This window comes from Pseudomonas sp. ACN5 (assembly GCF_002303975.1).
Taxonomy (GTDB): Bacteria; Pseudomonadota; Gammaproteobacteria; order Pseudomonadales; family Pseudomonadaceae; genus Aquipseudomonas; species Aquipseudomonas laurylsulfatiphila.
Genome location: NZ_MRCP01000008.1, coordinates 299,394 through 315,230, shown reverse-complemented (window position 1 = coordinate 315,230; position 15,837 = coordinate 299,394). Strand labels below are relative to the sequence as shown.

Below are 15,837 nucleotides of genomic sequence, written 5' to 3'. Positions count from 1 at the left end.
GACCATAGAGCATTGGAACCACCTGATCCCATCCCGAACTCAGCAGTGAAACGATGCATCGCCGATGGTAGTGTGGGGTTTCCCCATGTGAGAGTAGGTCATCGTCAAGATTAAATTCCGAAACCCCTATCTGCGTATGCAGGTAGGGGTTTTGTTTTTGCGCCTCCATACACCTCAAACGCTGTTCCCTGTAGGAGCGAGCCTGCTCCGGGCGGCGTTCCGACGAAGAACTTCAGCGCACCGCGTTACCCCAGGCAACCCGCGTCATCGTTGACGACCTTCGCGAGCGAGCTCGCTCCTACAAATGCTAAAGTCGTCCCTCGAATTTGTGTTTTCCAAGGAAGCCTTATGCCGGACGCCACGTCCCTCAGTGCTGGTTTTATGGTGGTTCACGGTAATCGCCTCGACGAGTTGCGCAGCCTGGTGGTCAGCTGGATGCGGCGCTACCCGCTGGCTCCCCTGGAGAATGAAATCGCGCTGGTGCAAAGCAACGGCATTGCCCAATGGCTGAAGCTGGCACTGGCAGAAGATGCCGAAGAAGACGACATGGGTGGCTGCGGAATCGCCGCCGCTATCGACGTGCAGTTGCCCGGCAGTTTCATGTGGCAGCTCTATCGCATGGTCCTTGGGCGCGATGAAATTCCGGCCAAGTCCCTGCTCGATAAAGCTCCGCTGACCTGGCGATTGATGCGCCTGCTGCCGCAGTTGATCAACCAGCCACACTTCGAGCCGCTGCAGCGCTTCCTGACCCATGACACCGATCTGCGCAAACGCTATCAATTGGCTGAGCGTCTGGCGGACCTGTTCGACCAGTACCAGGTCTATCGGGCTGACTGGCTTGAAGACTGGGCAGAAGGTCGACATCAGACAAGAAGCGCCAGGGGCGAGGCCAAAGCCCTGACGCCGGCCAATTGCTGGCAGGCAGAGTTATGGCGTGCACTCTTGCTGGATGTCGGAGAGCAAGGCATGGCGCAAAGCCGTGCCGGGGTCCATCAGCGATTCGTCGAGCGCATCAACAACCTCGAAAAAGCTCCCCAGGGATTGCCCTCGCGAGTGATCGTTTTCGGGATTTCTTCGCTGCCTGCCCAAGCCCTGGAAGCACTGGCGGGGCTGGCACGATTCAGTCAGGTCCTGCTGTGCGTACACAACCCGTGTCGTCACCATTGGGCGGACATCGTCGCCGATAAAGACCTGTTGCGCCATCAATACAAGCGTCAGGCCCGCAAGAGCGGCATGCCGGTAGTGATCGATCCGCAAACCCTGCACCAGCATGCTCACCCGCTGCTGGCTGCCTGGGGTAAACAGGGGCGGGACTATATCAACCTGCTCGACAGTTACGACGATCCCAACAGCTATCGCTCCGCATTTCGTGACGGGCGCATCGACCTGTTCAGTGACGGTCAGCCGCTGAATGTGCTCAACCAGTTGCAGGATGACATCCTCGAGTTGCGTCCCCTCAACGAGACTCGGGAGCGCTGGCCGGCCATCGATCTGCAGACGGACGAATCGATCCGTTTTCACATTGCCCACAGCGCCCAGCGAGAAGTCGAGATTCTCCACGATCAACTGCTCGCGCGCTTCAGTGCCGATCCGGCATTGCGCCCCCGGGACATCATCGTGATGGTCCCGGACATCGACAGCTACGCCCCGCATATTCGTGCCGTGTTTGGCCAACTCGACCGTCAGGACCCGCGCTTCATTCCGTTTACGCTGGCTGACCAGGGCCAGCGTGGTCGCGATCCACTGCTGATTGCGGTCGAGCACCTGCTCAAGCTGCCTGACAGCCGATTCCCCGTCAGTGAGATTCTCGACCTGCTGGACGTCCCGGCACTGCGCGCCCGCTTTGGTGTCGAGGAGCGTGACCTGCCGACCCTGCACCGCTGGATCGAAGGTGCCGGCATTCGCTGGGGCATGAATGCCGAGCAACGTGCCGGACTCGGCCTGCCCAATGAACTGGAGCAAAACAGCTGGCGTTTCGGCTTGCGACGGATGTTGCTCGGTTATGCCGTTGGCAGCGCCGATGCCTATGAGGGTATCGAGCCCTACGACGAGATCGGTGGTCTGGACGCTGCGCTCATTGGTCCGCTGGTTGCGCTGCTTGACGCGCTGGAAGTGGCGCACCACGAACTCTCTCAGCCGGCACCGCCGCGCCAATGGGGTTTGCGCTTGCAGGCGTTGGTGCAGTTGTTCTTCCTCGCCAGCAACGAACACGATGACTACATGCTGGCCCAGCTAGAAGAGCTGCGCGAGACCTGGCTCGAGACCTGCGAATCCGTCGGCTTGCAGGACGAATTGCCGCTGACGGTCGTTCGTGAAGCCTGGCTTGCAGGCCTGGACCAGGGCCGTTTGTCCCAACGCTTTCTGGCCGGTGCGGTGAACTTCTGCACCTTGATGCCCATGCGCGCTATCCCGTTCAAGCTGGTCTGCCTGCTGGGCATGAATGACGGCGATTATCCGCGCGCGCAACCGCCGCTGGATTTCGATCTGATGGGCAGTGATTACCGGCCAGGCGATCGCTCCCGACGCGAAGATGACCGTTACCTGCTACTGGAAGCCTTGCTGTCGGCACGGGATCAGCTCTACATCAGTTGGGTGGGCCGCAGCATCCGCGACAACAGTGAGAGACCGGCGTCAGTATTGATCGGCCAGTTGCGTGACCACTTGGCCAGCGGTTGGCGAATGGCACAAAGTGGCGAGGATCTGCTTGAAGCCATGACCCGGGAACACCCGTTGCAACCTTTCAGCGCACGCTACTTTCACGAAGGAGATGAGTCGTTCAGCTACGCCACGGAATGGCAGGTCCTTCATCAAGCGACAGAGCAACAGGCGAGTGCCGAAGTGCTCGAGCCTCACGTTCAGGACGAACCCCTCAGCCTCGGTCAACTGCAGGACTTCCTGCGCAATCCGGTACGGCACTTTTTCAGCCAGCGACTGAAAGTCTTCTTCGAGGCGGCTGAAGTGCCGTTGGCCGATGAAGAGCCTTTTGTCCTGGATGCACTGCAGCGTTACAGCCTCAGCGATCGTTTGCTCGAAGCGGCGCTGGCAGATCCGGGAAATACCGGACAAGCACTGGAGGATCAGGCCAAACGCCTGCAAAACAGCGGGCTGCTGCCCATGGCCGGTTTCGGTGAGTGCCTGCAACGTGAATTGATCGAACCATTGCCCGACTTGCTGCAACGCCACCAACAGCTCCTGGCTTTGTGGCCGACACCGCTCAGCAGTGCGTTGCCTGTCAATCTTGAACTGCAAGGCCTGCACATCGAGGGCTGGCTCAGCGGTCTGCATCAACGCGCTGATGGCGGTTTGCTGTCTGTCACGACGATCCCCAACAGTATCGGCTCGATCAAATCGCGCAAATGGCATCGACTCACGCGCCCGTGGCTCACGCATCTGGTGGCCTGTGCCAGTGGCATGGCGTTGACCACTGCGCTGGTGGCCAGCGACGACAGCCTGTTGCTCGCACCGATGGACGAGTCCACGGCACGGAAAATTCTCGGTGACCTGTTGATTGCCTGGCAGTCGGGCATGCGCCAGCCTCTGCCGATCGCGGTCAAGACCGCCTTCGCGTGGCTGGGGCAAACCGCCCCGGACAAAGCCACGGCCGCTGCGCGCAAGGCCTATGAAGGCGACGGGCTGACGACGGACGGAGAGCGGCGCGAAAGTCTGGCACTTGCACGCCAATTCGCCGATTACGATGCCCTGACCGCCGATGAAACCTTCCCCGACTGGTGTGATGCGCTCTATCGCCCGCTGCTTGAAGCACCCTGGCGTTCACTGTCCAGCGAGGAGTCGCGTTGATGAGTACAAAGACACCGCTGGCCCTGGCTTTCCCGCTGCGTGGCAGTCAACTGATCGAAGCCAGCGCCGGGACCGGCAAGACCTTCACCATTTCCGCGTTGTACCTGCGCCTGGTACTTGGCAATGGTGGAGAGCACAGTGGCTTCGGACGTGAGCTCTTGCCGCCGCAAATCCTCGTCGTGACCTTTACCGACGCCGCCACTAAAGAGTTGCGCGAACGCATTCGCACGCGACTCGCCGAGGCCGCACGCTTTTTCCGCGATGAAACGCCTGCCCCCGACAGCCTGATTGCCGAGCTGCGTGATCAGTACTTGCCCGAGCAATGGCCCGGGTGCGCAAACCGCCTGGATATCGCCGCCCAATGGATGGACGAGGCAGCAGTGTCGACTATCCACAGTTGGTGCCAGCGCATGTTGCGCGAGCACGCCTTCGACAGCGGCAGCCTGTTTACCCAGACCCTGGAAACCGACCACAGCGATTTGCTGGGGGAGGTCCTGCGCGATTACTGGCGGCTGTTCTGCTACCCGATGCAAGGTGATGCGCTGAATTGGGTGCGCAGCAATTGGGGCGGTCCGGCGGCGCTGCTGCCGCGGATTCGTGCGCTGTTTGCCAGTGAGCGCGATACGCTTCAAGGCAAAGAGCCCGCCGAGATAATTTCGCAATGCTTGCAAGAGCGACGGGCTGCCCTGATCGAGCTCAAGAAGCCATGGCCGCAGTGGGCGGGCGAGTTACTTGCGATCTGTCACCAGGGTGTTGCCAGCAAGGCTGTCGACGGTCGCAAGATGCAGGCGCGCTATTTCGAGCCCTGGTTCGAAAAAATCAAAGCCTGGGCCGAAGACGAATCTCTCGAGCAACTGGATATCGGCACCGGTTTCACGCGCCTGACCCCGGATGGCATGGCCGAAGCCTGGAAGGGCGAAGCGCCTCGACATCCGGCGCTCGATGCGATGGCCGGTCTCAAGGCCTGTCTCGACGGGTTGCCAACGCCCGATGCTGCCGTGCTGCAACATGCCGCCCGCTGGGTCGGGGCACGATTCGAAGAAGAGAAACGCCGTCGTGCGGAAATGGGCTTCGATGACATGTTGCTGCGCCTTGATGCCGCCTTGCAGTCCGATGGCGGCGAGCGGCTGGCCACCCTGATACGTGAACAGTTTCCGGTCGCCCTGATCGATGAGTTCCAGGACACCGACCCGGTGCAATACCGGATCTTCGAGAGCATCTACCGCATTGAAGAGAACAGCCCCGAGTGCGGCCTGTTCCTGATTGGCGACCCGAAACAGGCGATCTACGCTTTTCGCGGGGCCGACATCCATACCTACCTGCGCGCCCGCCAGGCCACCACCGGCCGCCTGCACACCCTGGGCACCAACTTCCGCTCAAGCCATGGCATGGTCAACGCGGTGAACCATGTGTTCGAGCGTGCCGAAGCCCGGGAGTCGGGACGGGGCGCATTCCTCTTTCGGGAACCGAATGGCGCCAACCCGGTTCCGTTCATGCCGGTGGCCTCCCAGGGCCGCAAAGAAGTCCTGCATATCAATAATCAGGCAGTCGCGGCCTTGAACATCTGGCACTTGGCGGCCGAACAACCGTTGTCCGGTGCGGTGTACCGGCAACATCTGGCGGCGGCCTGCGCCAGTGAAATCACGGCATTGCTCAATGGCGGGCAGCAGGGGCAAGCGGGATTCACCCAGGACGGCAAAGCCTTCAGGGGCCTGCTGCCGGCGGACATCGCCATCCTGGTGCGCGATGGCAAGGAAGCGCAGGCGGTGCGTGGCGAATTGGCTGCACGGGGCGTGCGCAGTGTCTACCTGTCGGACAAGGACTCGGTGTTCGCCGCCCAGGAGGCGCATGACGTGCTGACCTGGCTCAAGGCCTGCGCCGAGCCGGATGTCGAGCGCCCGCTGCGGGCTGCGTTGGCCAGCATCACCTTGAACCTTTCGTTGACCGAGCTGGAGCGCTTGAATCAGGACGAATTGGCCTGGGAGTCCCGGGTCATGCAGTTCCGTGGCTATCGCGAAGTCTGGCGCAAGCAGGGTGTTTTGCCGATGCTGCGCCGTTTGCTGCACGACTTCAGCCTGCCCCAGGCGTTGATCGCCCGCAGTGACGGCGAGCGGGTCCTGACGAACCTCCTGCACCTGTCCGAACTGCTGCAACAGGCAGCCGCCGAACTCGACGGCGAACAAGCGCTGATCCGGCATCTGTCCGAGCATCTGGCGTTGTCCGGGCAGGCAGGCGAGGAGCAGATTCTGCGTCTGGAAAGTGATGAACAACTGGTCAAGGTCGTGACCATCCACAAGTCCAAAGGCCTTGAATACCCCTTGGTGTTCCTGCCGTTCATCTGTTCGGCGAAACCGGTGGATGGCAGCCGCCTGCCGTTGCACTACCACGATGAATCAGGCAATGCCCAGGTCACGTTGAAGCCGACGCCAGAATTGATTGCCCTGGCCGACGATGAGCGTCTGGCCGAGGATCTACGCTTGTTCTATGTCGCCCTGACCCGGGCGCAGCACGCCTGCTGGCTGGGGGTGGCTGACCTCAAGCGCGGCAACAACAATGGTTCGGTGCTGCATCTGTCGGCCTTGGGTTATCTGTTGGGTGGCGGTGCACCATTGGCCGACTCCCCGGCGTTGCAGCAGTGGTTGCGCGACCTGCAACAGGACTGCCCGGCGCTGGCCTATGCCCAGATGCCTGACGCGACAACAGAGCATTACCTGCCACCGCAAAACGACGCGGCGCTGCTGGCTCCGCTGATCCCGAAACGCAAGGCCAGTGAAAACTGGTGGATCGCCTCTTACAGCGCATTGCGCATTGGCGACACCCTGAGTGTCGGCACGGACGAGGCGCCCGAGAGTCCACAGGCGCAAAAACTGTTCGATGACGAACGTCTCGACCCGCAGGCTCCCAGGGAAGTGGTGGCCAGTGGCGGCGATATCCATCGCTTCCCGCGCGGGCCGAACCCCGGCACTTTCCTCCATGGTCTGCTCGAATGGGCGGGGGGCGAGGGGTTTGCCGCGGCACCCCAGGAGGTGACCGACGCGATTGCCCGTCGCTGCAATCGCCGAGGCTGGGAGGGCTGGATCACCACGCTGAGTGACTGGCTGCAGCATCTGCTCAAGTCGCCGTTGCAACTGGGTGCCGATCAGGCGCCGGTGATATTCGCGCAGTTGACGCAATACCAGGTCGAGATGGAATTCTGGTTCGCCAGCCACAAGGTCGATGTACTCAAGCTCGATGCGCTGGTGTGTCAGTACACCCATGACGGCGTGGCCCGGGTGGCCGCCGAACCGGTGCTGCTCAACGGCATGTTCAAGGGCTTCATCGACCTGACGTTCGAGCACAACGGCCGCTATTACGTTGCCGACTACAAATCCAACTGGCTTGGCGCCGATGATGCGGCCTACACCGTGCCGGCCATGGAGCAGTCGATTCTCGACAACCGCTATGACCTGCAATACGTGTTGTACCTGTTGGCCCTGCATCGCCAGCTCAAGGCGCGGCTCGCCGATTACGACTACGACCGGCATGTCGGCGGTGCGTTGTACCTGTTCCTGCGGGGTACGCGTGCGGCCAGCCAGGGGGTGTTTTTCACCCGTCCGCCAAGAGAACTGATCGAGCGCCTGGACAGGCTGTTCCAAGGCAAGCCAGAGCCCAAGGCCGAGCCCGCCTGGGAGCAGGGAGTACTGTTATGAGTCGCACCTTCACCGATTTGCTGCCGACATCGCTGGCAGCCGAAAGCCTGACCGATCTGGCGCCGCTGAGTCGTGCCGACGATTTGCTGTTGCTGCTCACGCGTTGGGTCGAACGTGGCTGGCTGCGCGCGCTGGACAAAGCCTTTGTGGCGTTTCTGCATGAGCTGGCCCCGGAGGATGATCCGTTGGTCTTGCTGGCAGCGGCGTTGACCAGCCACCAATTGGGCCACGGGCATGTCTGCCTCGACCTGTTCGAAACGCTGAAAGAACCGGACTTCGCCCTGTCATTACCACCCGAAGGTGACGTTCAAGGCGGCGCCATGCTGTTGCCGTCGCAATTGCTCGGATCGCTGGACGGTGCTCATTGGTGCAAGGTGCTGGCCGCCAGCAACCTGGTCGCCCTGGCCGCTGACAGCCGTGACAACGTGCGTGACCGACCTTTGGTGTTATCGGGCAAACGCTTGTACCTGCGCCGCTATTGGGCCTACGAGCGGCGGATCGACCTTTCGCTACGCGAGCGCCTGGCGGAGCACGAGTCCACGCCGAACGACCTGCTGCAGCGCCTCACCGGTTTGTTTGGGCCTGCCCGGCCGGGTGAAGTGATCGACTGGCAGAAGCTGGCCTGCGCCCTGGCGACCCGCAGCGCCTTCAGCATCGTGACGGGGGGGCCGGGAACCGGCAAGACCACCACCGTCGTGCGCTTGCTGGCGTTGCTCCAGGCGCCGGCGGTCGAGGCCGGCATGCCTTTGCGCATTCGCCTCGCCGCACCGACCGGCAAGGCCGCGGCGCGTCTGACAGAGTCCATCAGCCAGCAAGTCCGGACCCTGAAGGTCAGCGAAGCCATACGCGAGAAGATCCCGTCCGACGTCACCACCGTTCACCGTCTGCTGGGCAGCCGCCCCGGGACACGTCATTTCCGGCACCACGCGGGCAATCGCCTGCCGCTGGATGTGCTGGTGGTGGACGAGGCCTCGATGATCGACCTGGAAATGATGGCCAATCTGCTCGACGCTTTGCCGGCCCATGCGCGCCTCGTGCTGTTGGGGGACAAGGACCAGCTGGCTTCGGTAGAAGCCGGTGCGGTACTGGGGGATCTGTGTCGCGACGCGGAGGCTGGCTGGTACAGCCCGCAGACACGCCAGTGGCTGGAAGCCGTCAGTGGCGAAAGCCTGCAGGCCGGCGGATTGCAGGAGGATACACAGGGCGCTCATCCACTGGCCCAACAGGTGGTGATGTTGCGTCATTCCCGGCGATTCGGTGAGGGCAGTGGCATTGGTCAGCTCGCTCGTTGGGTCAACCAGCAGCAACCGGAAGAAGCCCGCAAGTTGTTGTCCGCACGAAGCCATGACGATGTGTATGGCTTGTCCCTCAAGGGCGAGCAAGACCGGACCCTGGAGCGTTTGCTGCTCGAAGGCCATGGTGAGGGTCCGCAGGGTTATCGGCATTACCTGACCTTACTGCGCAAACAGCGGCCGCCACTCGACAGCCCGCTGGACGATTCGAGCTGGACCGACTGGGCCCGGGAGGTGTTGCAAGCCTTCGACGCGTTCCAGCTGTTATGTGCCGTGCGCAAGGGGCCGTGGGGTGTGGAGGGCCTGAACCAGCGAGTGACGGAGGCGTTGCTCAGGGCACGCCTGATCGACAGCGACCAGCAGTGGTACGAAGGTCGCCCCGTGCTGATGACCCGCAACGATTACGGGCTGGGTTTGATGAACGGCGATATTGGTATCGCTCTCAAGCTCCCGGAGCAGGAGGGCCACGGAAAACAGGTTTTGCGTGTGGCGTTCCCACGCAATGACGGCCAGGGCGGCGTGCGATTTGTCCTGCCAAGCCGTCTGAATGATGTCGAAACCGTGTACGCCATGACTGTGCATAAATCCCAGGGCTCGGAGTTCGCGCACACCGCGTTGATTCTTCCTGACGCCTTGAATCCGGTCCTCACCAAGGAATTGATCTACACCGGGATTACCCGGGCCAAGGATTGGTTCACCCTGATCGAATCGCGCGCGGGCGTGTTTGAAGAGGCGGTTAAACGCCGGGTCAAGCGCTTGAGCGGGCTGATGCTGGAGCTGAAGGAAGACAGCGGGCCCGCAGGCTGAAAGGTCAGTGACAGGTTGTAGGAAATTGTCTGAGGCCGCGTAGTTCGTGGCCGCACCGGGAACCGCTGGGGCGCAATCGTGGTCAGCTCCGACTAATCGGCAAACAACATCTCCCGGCTTTCCCCCATCAACAGGCCCTGATTCTGCTCGGTCACCTGGCGGATGTAATCCCACAACAGGGTGATCCGCTTGAGCTTGCGCAGGTCTTCGCGGCAGTACATCCAGAACTGTCGGGTGATGTTGATTTCCTGCGGCAACACCGGCAGCAGGCGCGGGTCTTGAGTGGCGAGGAAGCACGGCAGGATCGCCAGTGAGCGCCCTTGCTGCGCCGCCACGAACTGCGCGATCACACTGGTGCTGCGCAGGTTGGCGCTGGCGCCTGGCAGTACATTGGCCAGGTACAACAGCTCCGAGCTGAACGCCAGGTCGTCGACGTAACTGATAAACGAATGTTTCGCCAGGTCTGTCGGGCGGTGGATGGCCGGGTGGTTATCGAGATAATCCTGGGTCGCGTACAGCTGCAACCGGTAGTCGCACAGTTTGCAGCAGACGTACGGGCCATGCTCCGGACGTTCCAGGGCGATGACGATGTCGGCCTCGCGCTTGGACAGGCTGATGAAGTGCGGCAGCGGCAGGATGTCCACCGAGATCGCCGGGTAGGTGTCGACGAAGTGGCTCAACTGCGGCGTGATGAAAAAGCTGCCGAAGCCTTCGGTGCAGCCCATGCGCACATGACCGGACAGCGCCACGCCGGACCCGGAAACCTGCTCGCACGCCATGTGCAAGGTGCTTTCGATCGATTCGGCATACCCCATCAACCGCTGGCCTTCGGCAGTCAGGACAAAGCCGTTGGTCCGGGACTTCTCGAACAGCAAGGTGCCCAGCGCCGTTTCCAGCGAACTGATGCGCCGCGATACCGTGGTGTAGTCCACCGCCAGGCGCTTGGCCGCGGTGCTGGCCTTGCGGGTGCGGGCGACTTCAAGGAAAAACTTGAGGTCATCCCAGTTCAGCGAACCGAGGGAGGTGATGTTTTTTTGCATGTTGGACCGGTTTTTATGTGCGTTCTTATCAGAAGTTTGCACATCTATACTCCAAAAACAGTCCGAGAACCAATTCGCGACAAACAGCTCATCTCAGGGCGACCCTTTCGCCCGGGCTCCCAAGATAACAACAAAGATCCGGAGACTCACATGAACGCATCGCTCACGCCCAATGACACCACCGTGCAAAAGGTCAAACTGTTGATCGACGGCGAGTGGGTCGAGTCCAAGTCCACCGAATGGCACGACATCGTCAACCCGGCGACCCAGCAAGTGCTGGCCAAAGTGCCGTTTGCCACCGCCGAAGAAGTCGACGCCGCCATCAGCGCCGCTCATCGTGCTTTCCAGACCTGGAAGCTGACGCCCATCGGCGCGCGGATGCGCATCATGCTCAAGCTCCAGGCGCTGATTCGCGAGCACTCCAAGCGCATCGCCGCGGTCCTGAGCGCCGAGCAGGGCAAGACCATTGCCGACGCCGAAGGCGATATTTTCCGTGGCCTGGAAGTGGTCGAGCACGCCTGCTCCATCGGCAGCCTGCAAATGGGCGAATTCGCTGAAAACGTCGCCGGTGGCGTCGACACCTACACCCTGCGCCAGCCGATCGGCGTGTGCGCGGGCATTACCCCGTTCAACTTCCCGGCGATGATCCCGTTGTGGATGTTCCCGATGGCCATCGCCTGCGGTAACACCTTCGTGCTCAAGCCGTCTGAACAGGACCCGATGTCGACCATGCTCCTGGTGGAGCTGGCGATCGAGGCGGGTATTCCGGCCGGCGTGCTCAACGTCGTGCATGGCGGCAAGGATGTGGTGGATGGGCTCTGCACCCACAAGGACATCAAGGCGGTTTCCTTCGTCGGTTCGACCGCCGTCGGTACTCATGTCTATGACCTGGCCGGTAAACACGGCAAGCGCGTGCAATCGATGATGGGCGCCAAGAACCACGCCGTGGTGCTGCCGGACGCCAATCGCGAACAAGCGCTGAATGCGCTGGTGGGTGCCGGCTTCGGTGCTGCCGGTCAACGCTGCATGGCCACCTCGGTGGTGGTGCTGGTGGGGGCGGCCAAGCAATGGCTGCCGGACCTCAAGGCGCTGGCGCAAAAACTCAAGGTCAATGCCGGCAGCGAGCCGGGCACCGATGTCGGTCCGGTGATTTCGAAAAAGGCCAAGGCGCGGATTCTCGACCTGATCGAAAGCGGCATCAAGGAAGGCGCCAAACTTGAACTGGACGGTCGCGAGATCTCGGTTCCAGGTTACGAGAAGGGCAACTTTGTCGGCCCGACCCTGTTTTCCGGCGTGACCCCCGACATGCAGATCTACACCCAGGAAATCTTCGGCCCGGTGCTGGTGGTGCTGGAAGTCGCCACCCTCGACGAGGCCATCGCCCTGGTCAACGCCAACCCGTTCGGCAACGGCACGGGCCTGTTCACCCAGAGCGGTGCGGCGGCACGTAAATTCCAGAGCGAGATCGATGTCGGCCAGGTCGGTATCAACATCCCGATTCCGGTGCCGGTCCCGTTCTTCAGCTTCACCGGCTCGCGCGGCTCCAAGCTCGGCGACCTCGGTCCGTACGGCAAGCAAGTGGTGCAGTTCTACACTCAGACCAAGACCGTCACCAGTCGCTGGTTCGATGACAACAGCGTTAACGACGGTGTGAACACCACGATCAACCTGCGATAAGGAGCCGGACATGAAAATCGCTTTTATCGGTCTGGGTAACATGGGCGCGCCGATGGCGCGCAACCTGATCAAGGCCGGCCATGCGCTGCGCCTGGTAGACCTGAACAAGGCTGTGCTGGCGGAGCTGGAACAGCTGGGCGGCAGTATCAGTGCATCGGCCCGTGAAGCGGCGGAGGGCGCCGAACTGGTCATCACCATGCTGCCTGCCGCGGTGCATGTGCGCAGTGTGTGGCTGGGTGAAGACGGCGTGCTCGCCGGTATCGGCAAAGGCGTACCGGCCGTCGATTGCAGCACCATCGATCCGCAGACCGCACGGGACGTGGCCGCCGCCGCTGCCAAACAGGGCGTGACCATGGCCGATGCGCCGGTCTCTGGCGGTACCGGTGGTGCCGCCGCCGGGACCCTGACCTTTATGGTCGGCGCCACGCCTGAACTGTTCGCCACCCTGCAGCCGGTACTGGCGCAGATGGGCCGCAACATCGTCCATTGTGGTGAGGTCGGCACCGGGCAAATCGCTAAAATCTGCAACAACCTGCTGCTGGGGATTTCCATGGTCGGCGTCAGCGAAGCCATGGCCCTGGGTGATGCCCTGGGCATCGACACCAAGGTGCTGGCGGGCATCATCAACAGTTCCACCGGTCGTTGCTGGAGTTCGGAGATGTACAACCCGTGGCCGGGCATCGTCGAAACAGCACCGGCGTCGCGCGGCTACACCGGCGGCTTCGGGGCCGAACTGATGCTCAAGGATCTGGGGCTGGCCACTGAAGCGGCGCGTCAGGCGCACCAGCCGGTGGTGCTTGGCGCGGTGGCACAGCAGCTGTATCAGGCGATGAGTTTGCGTGGGGAAGGCGGCAACGACTTCTCGGCGATCATCAACAGCTATCGCAAACCCTTGTAGGAGCGAGCTTGCTCGCGATGGTCGTTAACGATAATGCGGGGAGGCTGACACCCCGCGTTGTTCTCGGGTTTTTCGCGAGCAAGCTCGCTCCTACAAAAATTGCATGTACCCAAAGATATTTACCGGGAGATCACGTCGGGTGATCCCCCGGTTTTTTTGTATCAGGCAAACACGAAATATTTGCGCACGGTCTCCACCACTTCCCAGGTGCCTTTCATCCCGGGCTCGATGACAAAGATGTCCCCAGCACGCAGGTGGATCGGCGCCATGCCTTCTGGGGTGATGATGCAGTAGCCTTCCTGGAAATGGCAGTACTCCCACTTCACATATTCCACGTACCACTTGCCGGGCGTGCAGATCCAGGTGCCCATGATCTTGCTGCCGTCTTCACTGGTGTAGGCGTTGAGGTTGACGGTGTGCGGGTCGCCTTCGAGCTTTTCCCATTTGCAGGCGTCGAGCACGGGCAGCGGGTGGGTGTCGCGAAGAACGGTAATCGGTGCGGTCATGATGACTCCGGGCAGTGGGCTCAAGAACTGAAGTCGCACCCTATAGCGCCTGTCCGTGTATCAGTTGTCTGTGCTCGACACTGAGCTGTCCAGAAACGCACAGCCCTCAAAGACGGGTCAACGGGCAGTCGAGCCTGGATTGTTCGAGGCTGCTTTCGAACTCGACCAATTGCGCGTGCTGTTGCGACAGCGCCGCTATCCGTTCGGCGATTTCCCGTTTTTTGCTGGCGATGACCTGATGGGCCCGTTCCCATGGCAACGGCGGACCCTGATGTCCGGCGAAGGCTGACTGCAATTCCTTGAGTCTGAAACCCAGCTGCTGCGCACATTTGATGAACATCAGCAGATCGACACTGTGCTGGTCATAGATGCGGTATTTGCCCTGACGTCGGGCGGCAGGCAGCAGGCCAATCGACTCGTAGTGACGGATGCTTTTGACAGTGGTTCCGGAACGTTGCGCGGCTTGGCCGATGTACATGGGAAGGTCCTTTTCTCCGAAGATAAAGCTCGGCGCATTATCGACCGACTCACGCGCTGGCGATAGCTTCGGCCTGGCGTAACCAGGCCGCATGCCGGTCTGCGCTGGCGCCGAGAATGGGCCCGAAGGTGAGGGTTCGGGTTGGCTTGATGCCACAGAATTCCAGTGTGGTTTTACGGACCTGATGCAAGCCGGGCATGCGGTAGATCCAGCGGTAGTACCAGGGCGGCGTGTCCATGGTCACCAGCAGGTGGGCGGTTCGGCCGCGCAGGAGTTTGTCGGGGAAGGCTTTGCCCTGGCGATACTTGAAGGCAAAACCCGGCAAGAACACCCGGTCGAAAAAGCCCTTGAGCAAGGCCGGTACGCCGCCCCACCAGATTGGATAAACCAGCGTCAGCTGTTCGGCCCACAGGATGTCGGCCTGGGCGTTACGCAAGTCGGCCTCCAGTGGCTGAACCTGCTGATAACCTTCGCGCAGCACCGGGTCAAAATCCAGGGTGCCGAGAAACAACTGACGCACCTCATGCCCGGCGCGCACGGCCGACAGTGTGTAACGCTCGGCAAGGGCGGCGCAGAAGCTGTTGCCGGATGGATGCCCGAGGATCACCAGTATTCGTTTACCCATCATCGCTGTCCTTGAAGATCAAACCTCAAGGATAAAGTCTGCCCCTCAGGGGAGAGTCAAGGCGTGCAGCAACGCCTCGGCATAACCGGGCAATGCGGCGAAGTCCCGTGCACAGAGCAGCAATTTGCGTTGGCCCCAGGGTTCCTGCAGGGCGAGGCTCTTGAAGGGCAGGCCGCCTGACCCGCGCTCGACCGCGGCCAGCGGCACAATCGCCAGGCCCGCCCCACGGGCGACCATGCGCATCACGCCATCGAAGCCATCGGCGCGGATGCGAATCTGCATGCGCAGGCCGGCGTGCAGTGCCTGTTCTTCGAGATACACCGCCAGCGCGCTGTTGGCATTCAGGCCGACGTAGTCGTGATGCAGCGTGTCGGTGAAGCTCACCGAGGTTGCCTGTGCCAGGGAGTGATCGCGGGGCATGATCAGCACCAGCGGATCATCGCGGAATGCTCGGGTCTGCAAGTCATCGGTGTCCACCGCGTCGGAAACGATGCCCAAGTCCGCCGCGCCCTGGCGCAAGGCGTGAGTGATGCGGGCGCTGGGCAGTTCCTGCAGGTCGATGTCGAGGTTGGGGTGGTTGTGCAGGAAGTCCGCGAGCAACTCCGGCAGGTACTCGGTGATCGCCGTGGTATTGCACAGCAGCCGCACCTGGCCTTTGACGCCCTTGGCGTATTCGGCCAGTTCCTGTTGCAGGCGTTCGGCCTGTTGCAGCAGAACCCGGGCGTGCCGGGCCAGAGCATCGCCGGCCGGCGTCGGGCTGACCCCGCGACGGTTGCGCTGAAGAAACTCGACGCCCAGTGATGCCTCCATGGCGCGAATTCGTGCGCTGGCCGCCGCGAGTGACAGATGACTGCGTGCGGCGCCGGCGGTGATGTTGCCGGAGTCGAGGATGTTCAGGTACAGGCGCAGGTCGGTCAGGTCGAAGTGCATTGTCATCCCCGGTTTATTTGCTGTCTGGACTGGCCCCTTCGCGAGCAAGCCCGCTCCCACAGTGGATCGCGTCACCTGTGGGAGCGGGCTTGCTCGC

The 15,837-nt window shown here is 61.8% G+C and carries 10 protein-coding genes and 1 rRNA gene; 6 read left to right on the top strand and 5 right to left on the bottom strand.

Annotated features, from left to right (window positions below; all coding sequences use genetic code 11):
• From rrf to recD, 4 genes are all read left to right on the top strand, one after another.
• Window positions 1-110: ribosomal RNA gene (gene rrf / locus BSF40_RS17410) — 5S ribosomal RNA — on the top strand; the annotation flags it as partial.
• Window positions 111-348: 238 nt separating this feature from the next.
• The gene (gene recC, locus BSF40_RS17405) at window positions 349-3,798 is read left to right on the top strand and encodes an exodeoxyribonuclease V subunit gamma (protein WP_095965988.1); all 3,450 of its coding nucleotides are present in this window, start codon (window positions 349-351) and stop codon (window positions 3,796-3,798) included.
• The gene (recB, locus tag BSF40_RS17400) at window positions 3,798-7,487 is read left to right on the top strand and encodes an exodeoxyribonuclease V subunit beta (RefSeq protein ID WP_095965987.1); all 3,690 of its coding nucleotides are present in this window, start codon (window positions 3,798-3,800) and stop codon (window positions 7,485-7,487) included. The genes recC and recB overlap by 1 nt, the downstream gene beginning before the upstream one ends.
• Complete coding sequence (gene recD, locus BSF40_RS17395) at window positions 7,484-9,586, top strand: exodeoxyribonuclease V subunit alpha (RefSeq protein ID WP_095965986.1); 2,103 nt, start codon at window positions 7,484-7,486, stop codon at window positions 9,584-9,586. The genes recB and recD overlap by 4 nt, the downstream gene beginning before the upstream one ends.
• Window positions 9,587-9,678: 92 nt before the next feature.
• On the opposite strand, the gene BSF40_RS17390 is transcribed toward recD, so the two are convergent.
• Window positions 9,679-10,626, bottom strand: a complete 948-nt coding sequence (locus tag BSF40_RS17390; RefSeq protein WP_095965985.1) for a LysR family transcriptional regulator — start codon at window positions 10,624-10,626, stop codon at window positions 9,679-9,681.
• A gap of 150 nt (window positions 10,627-10,776) precedes the next feature.
• On the opposite strand from BSF40_RS17390, the gene BSF40_RS17385 reads away from it, so the two are divergent.
• Both BSF40_RS17385 and mmsB read left to right on the top strand, forming a co-directional pair.
• Window positions 10,777-12,303: a CoA-acylating methylmalonate-semialdehyde dehydrogenase gene (locus BSF40_RS17385; RefSeq protein WP_007973225.1), complete on the top strand. Its 1,527-nt coding sequence runs from the start codon at window positions 10,777-10,779 to the stop codon at window positions 12,301-12,303.
• Between the two features lie 10 nt (window positions 12,304-12,313).
• Window positions 12,314-13,201, top strand: a complete 888-nt coding sequence (gene mmsB / locus BSF40_RS17380; RefSeq protein WP_095965984.1) for a 3-hydroxyisobutyrate dehydrogenase — start codon at window positions 12,314-12,316, stop codon at window positions 13,199-13,201.
• Window positions 13,202-13,362: 161 nt separating this feature from the next.
• Here the strand turns inward: mmsB and BSF40_RS17375 are convergent, their stop codons facing one another.
• From BSF40_RS17375 to BSF40_RS17360, 4 genes are all read right to left on the bottom strand, one after another.
• The gene (locus tag BSF40_RS17375; protein ID WP_007900627.1) at window positions 13,363-13,707 is read right to left on the bottom strand and encodes a cupin domain-containing protein; all 345 of its coding nucleotides are present in this window, start codon (window positions 13,705-13,707) and stop codon (window positions 13,363-13,365) included.
• A gap of 106 nt (window positions 13,708-13,813) precedes the next feature.
• Complete coding sequence (locus tag BSF40_RS17370) at window positions 13,814-14,185, bottom strand: MerR family transcriptional regulator (protein ID WP_095965983.1); 372 nt, start codon at window positions 14,183-14,185, stop codon at window positions 13,814-13,816.
• A gap of 49 nt (window positions 14,186-14,234) precedes the next feature.
• Window positions 14,235-14,813 (bottom strand): NAD(P)H-dependent oxidoreductase, encoded by a 579-nt coding sequence (locus BSF40_RS17365; RefSeq protein ID WP_095965982.1) that lies wholly within the window; start codon window positions 14,811-14,813, stop codon window positions 14,235-14,237.
• 42 nt (window positions 14,814-14,855) lie between these two features.
• On the bottom strand, window positions 14,856-15,740 hold the full coding sequence (locus BSF40_RS17360) for a LysR family transcriptional regulator (protein WP_095965981.1): 885 nt from the start codon (window positions 15,738-15,740) through the stop codon (window positions 14,856-14,858).
• Window positions 15,741-15,837 lie beyond the last annotated feature (97 nt).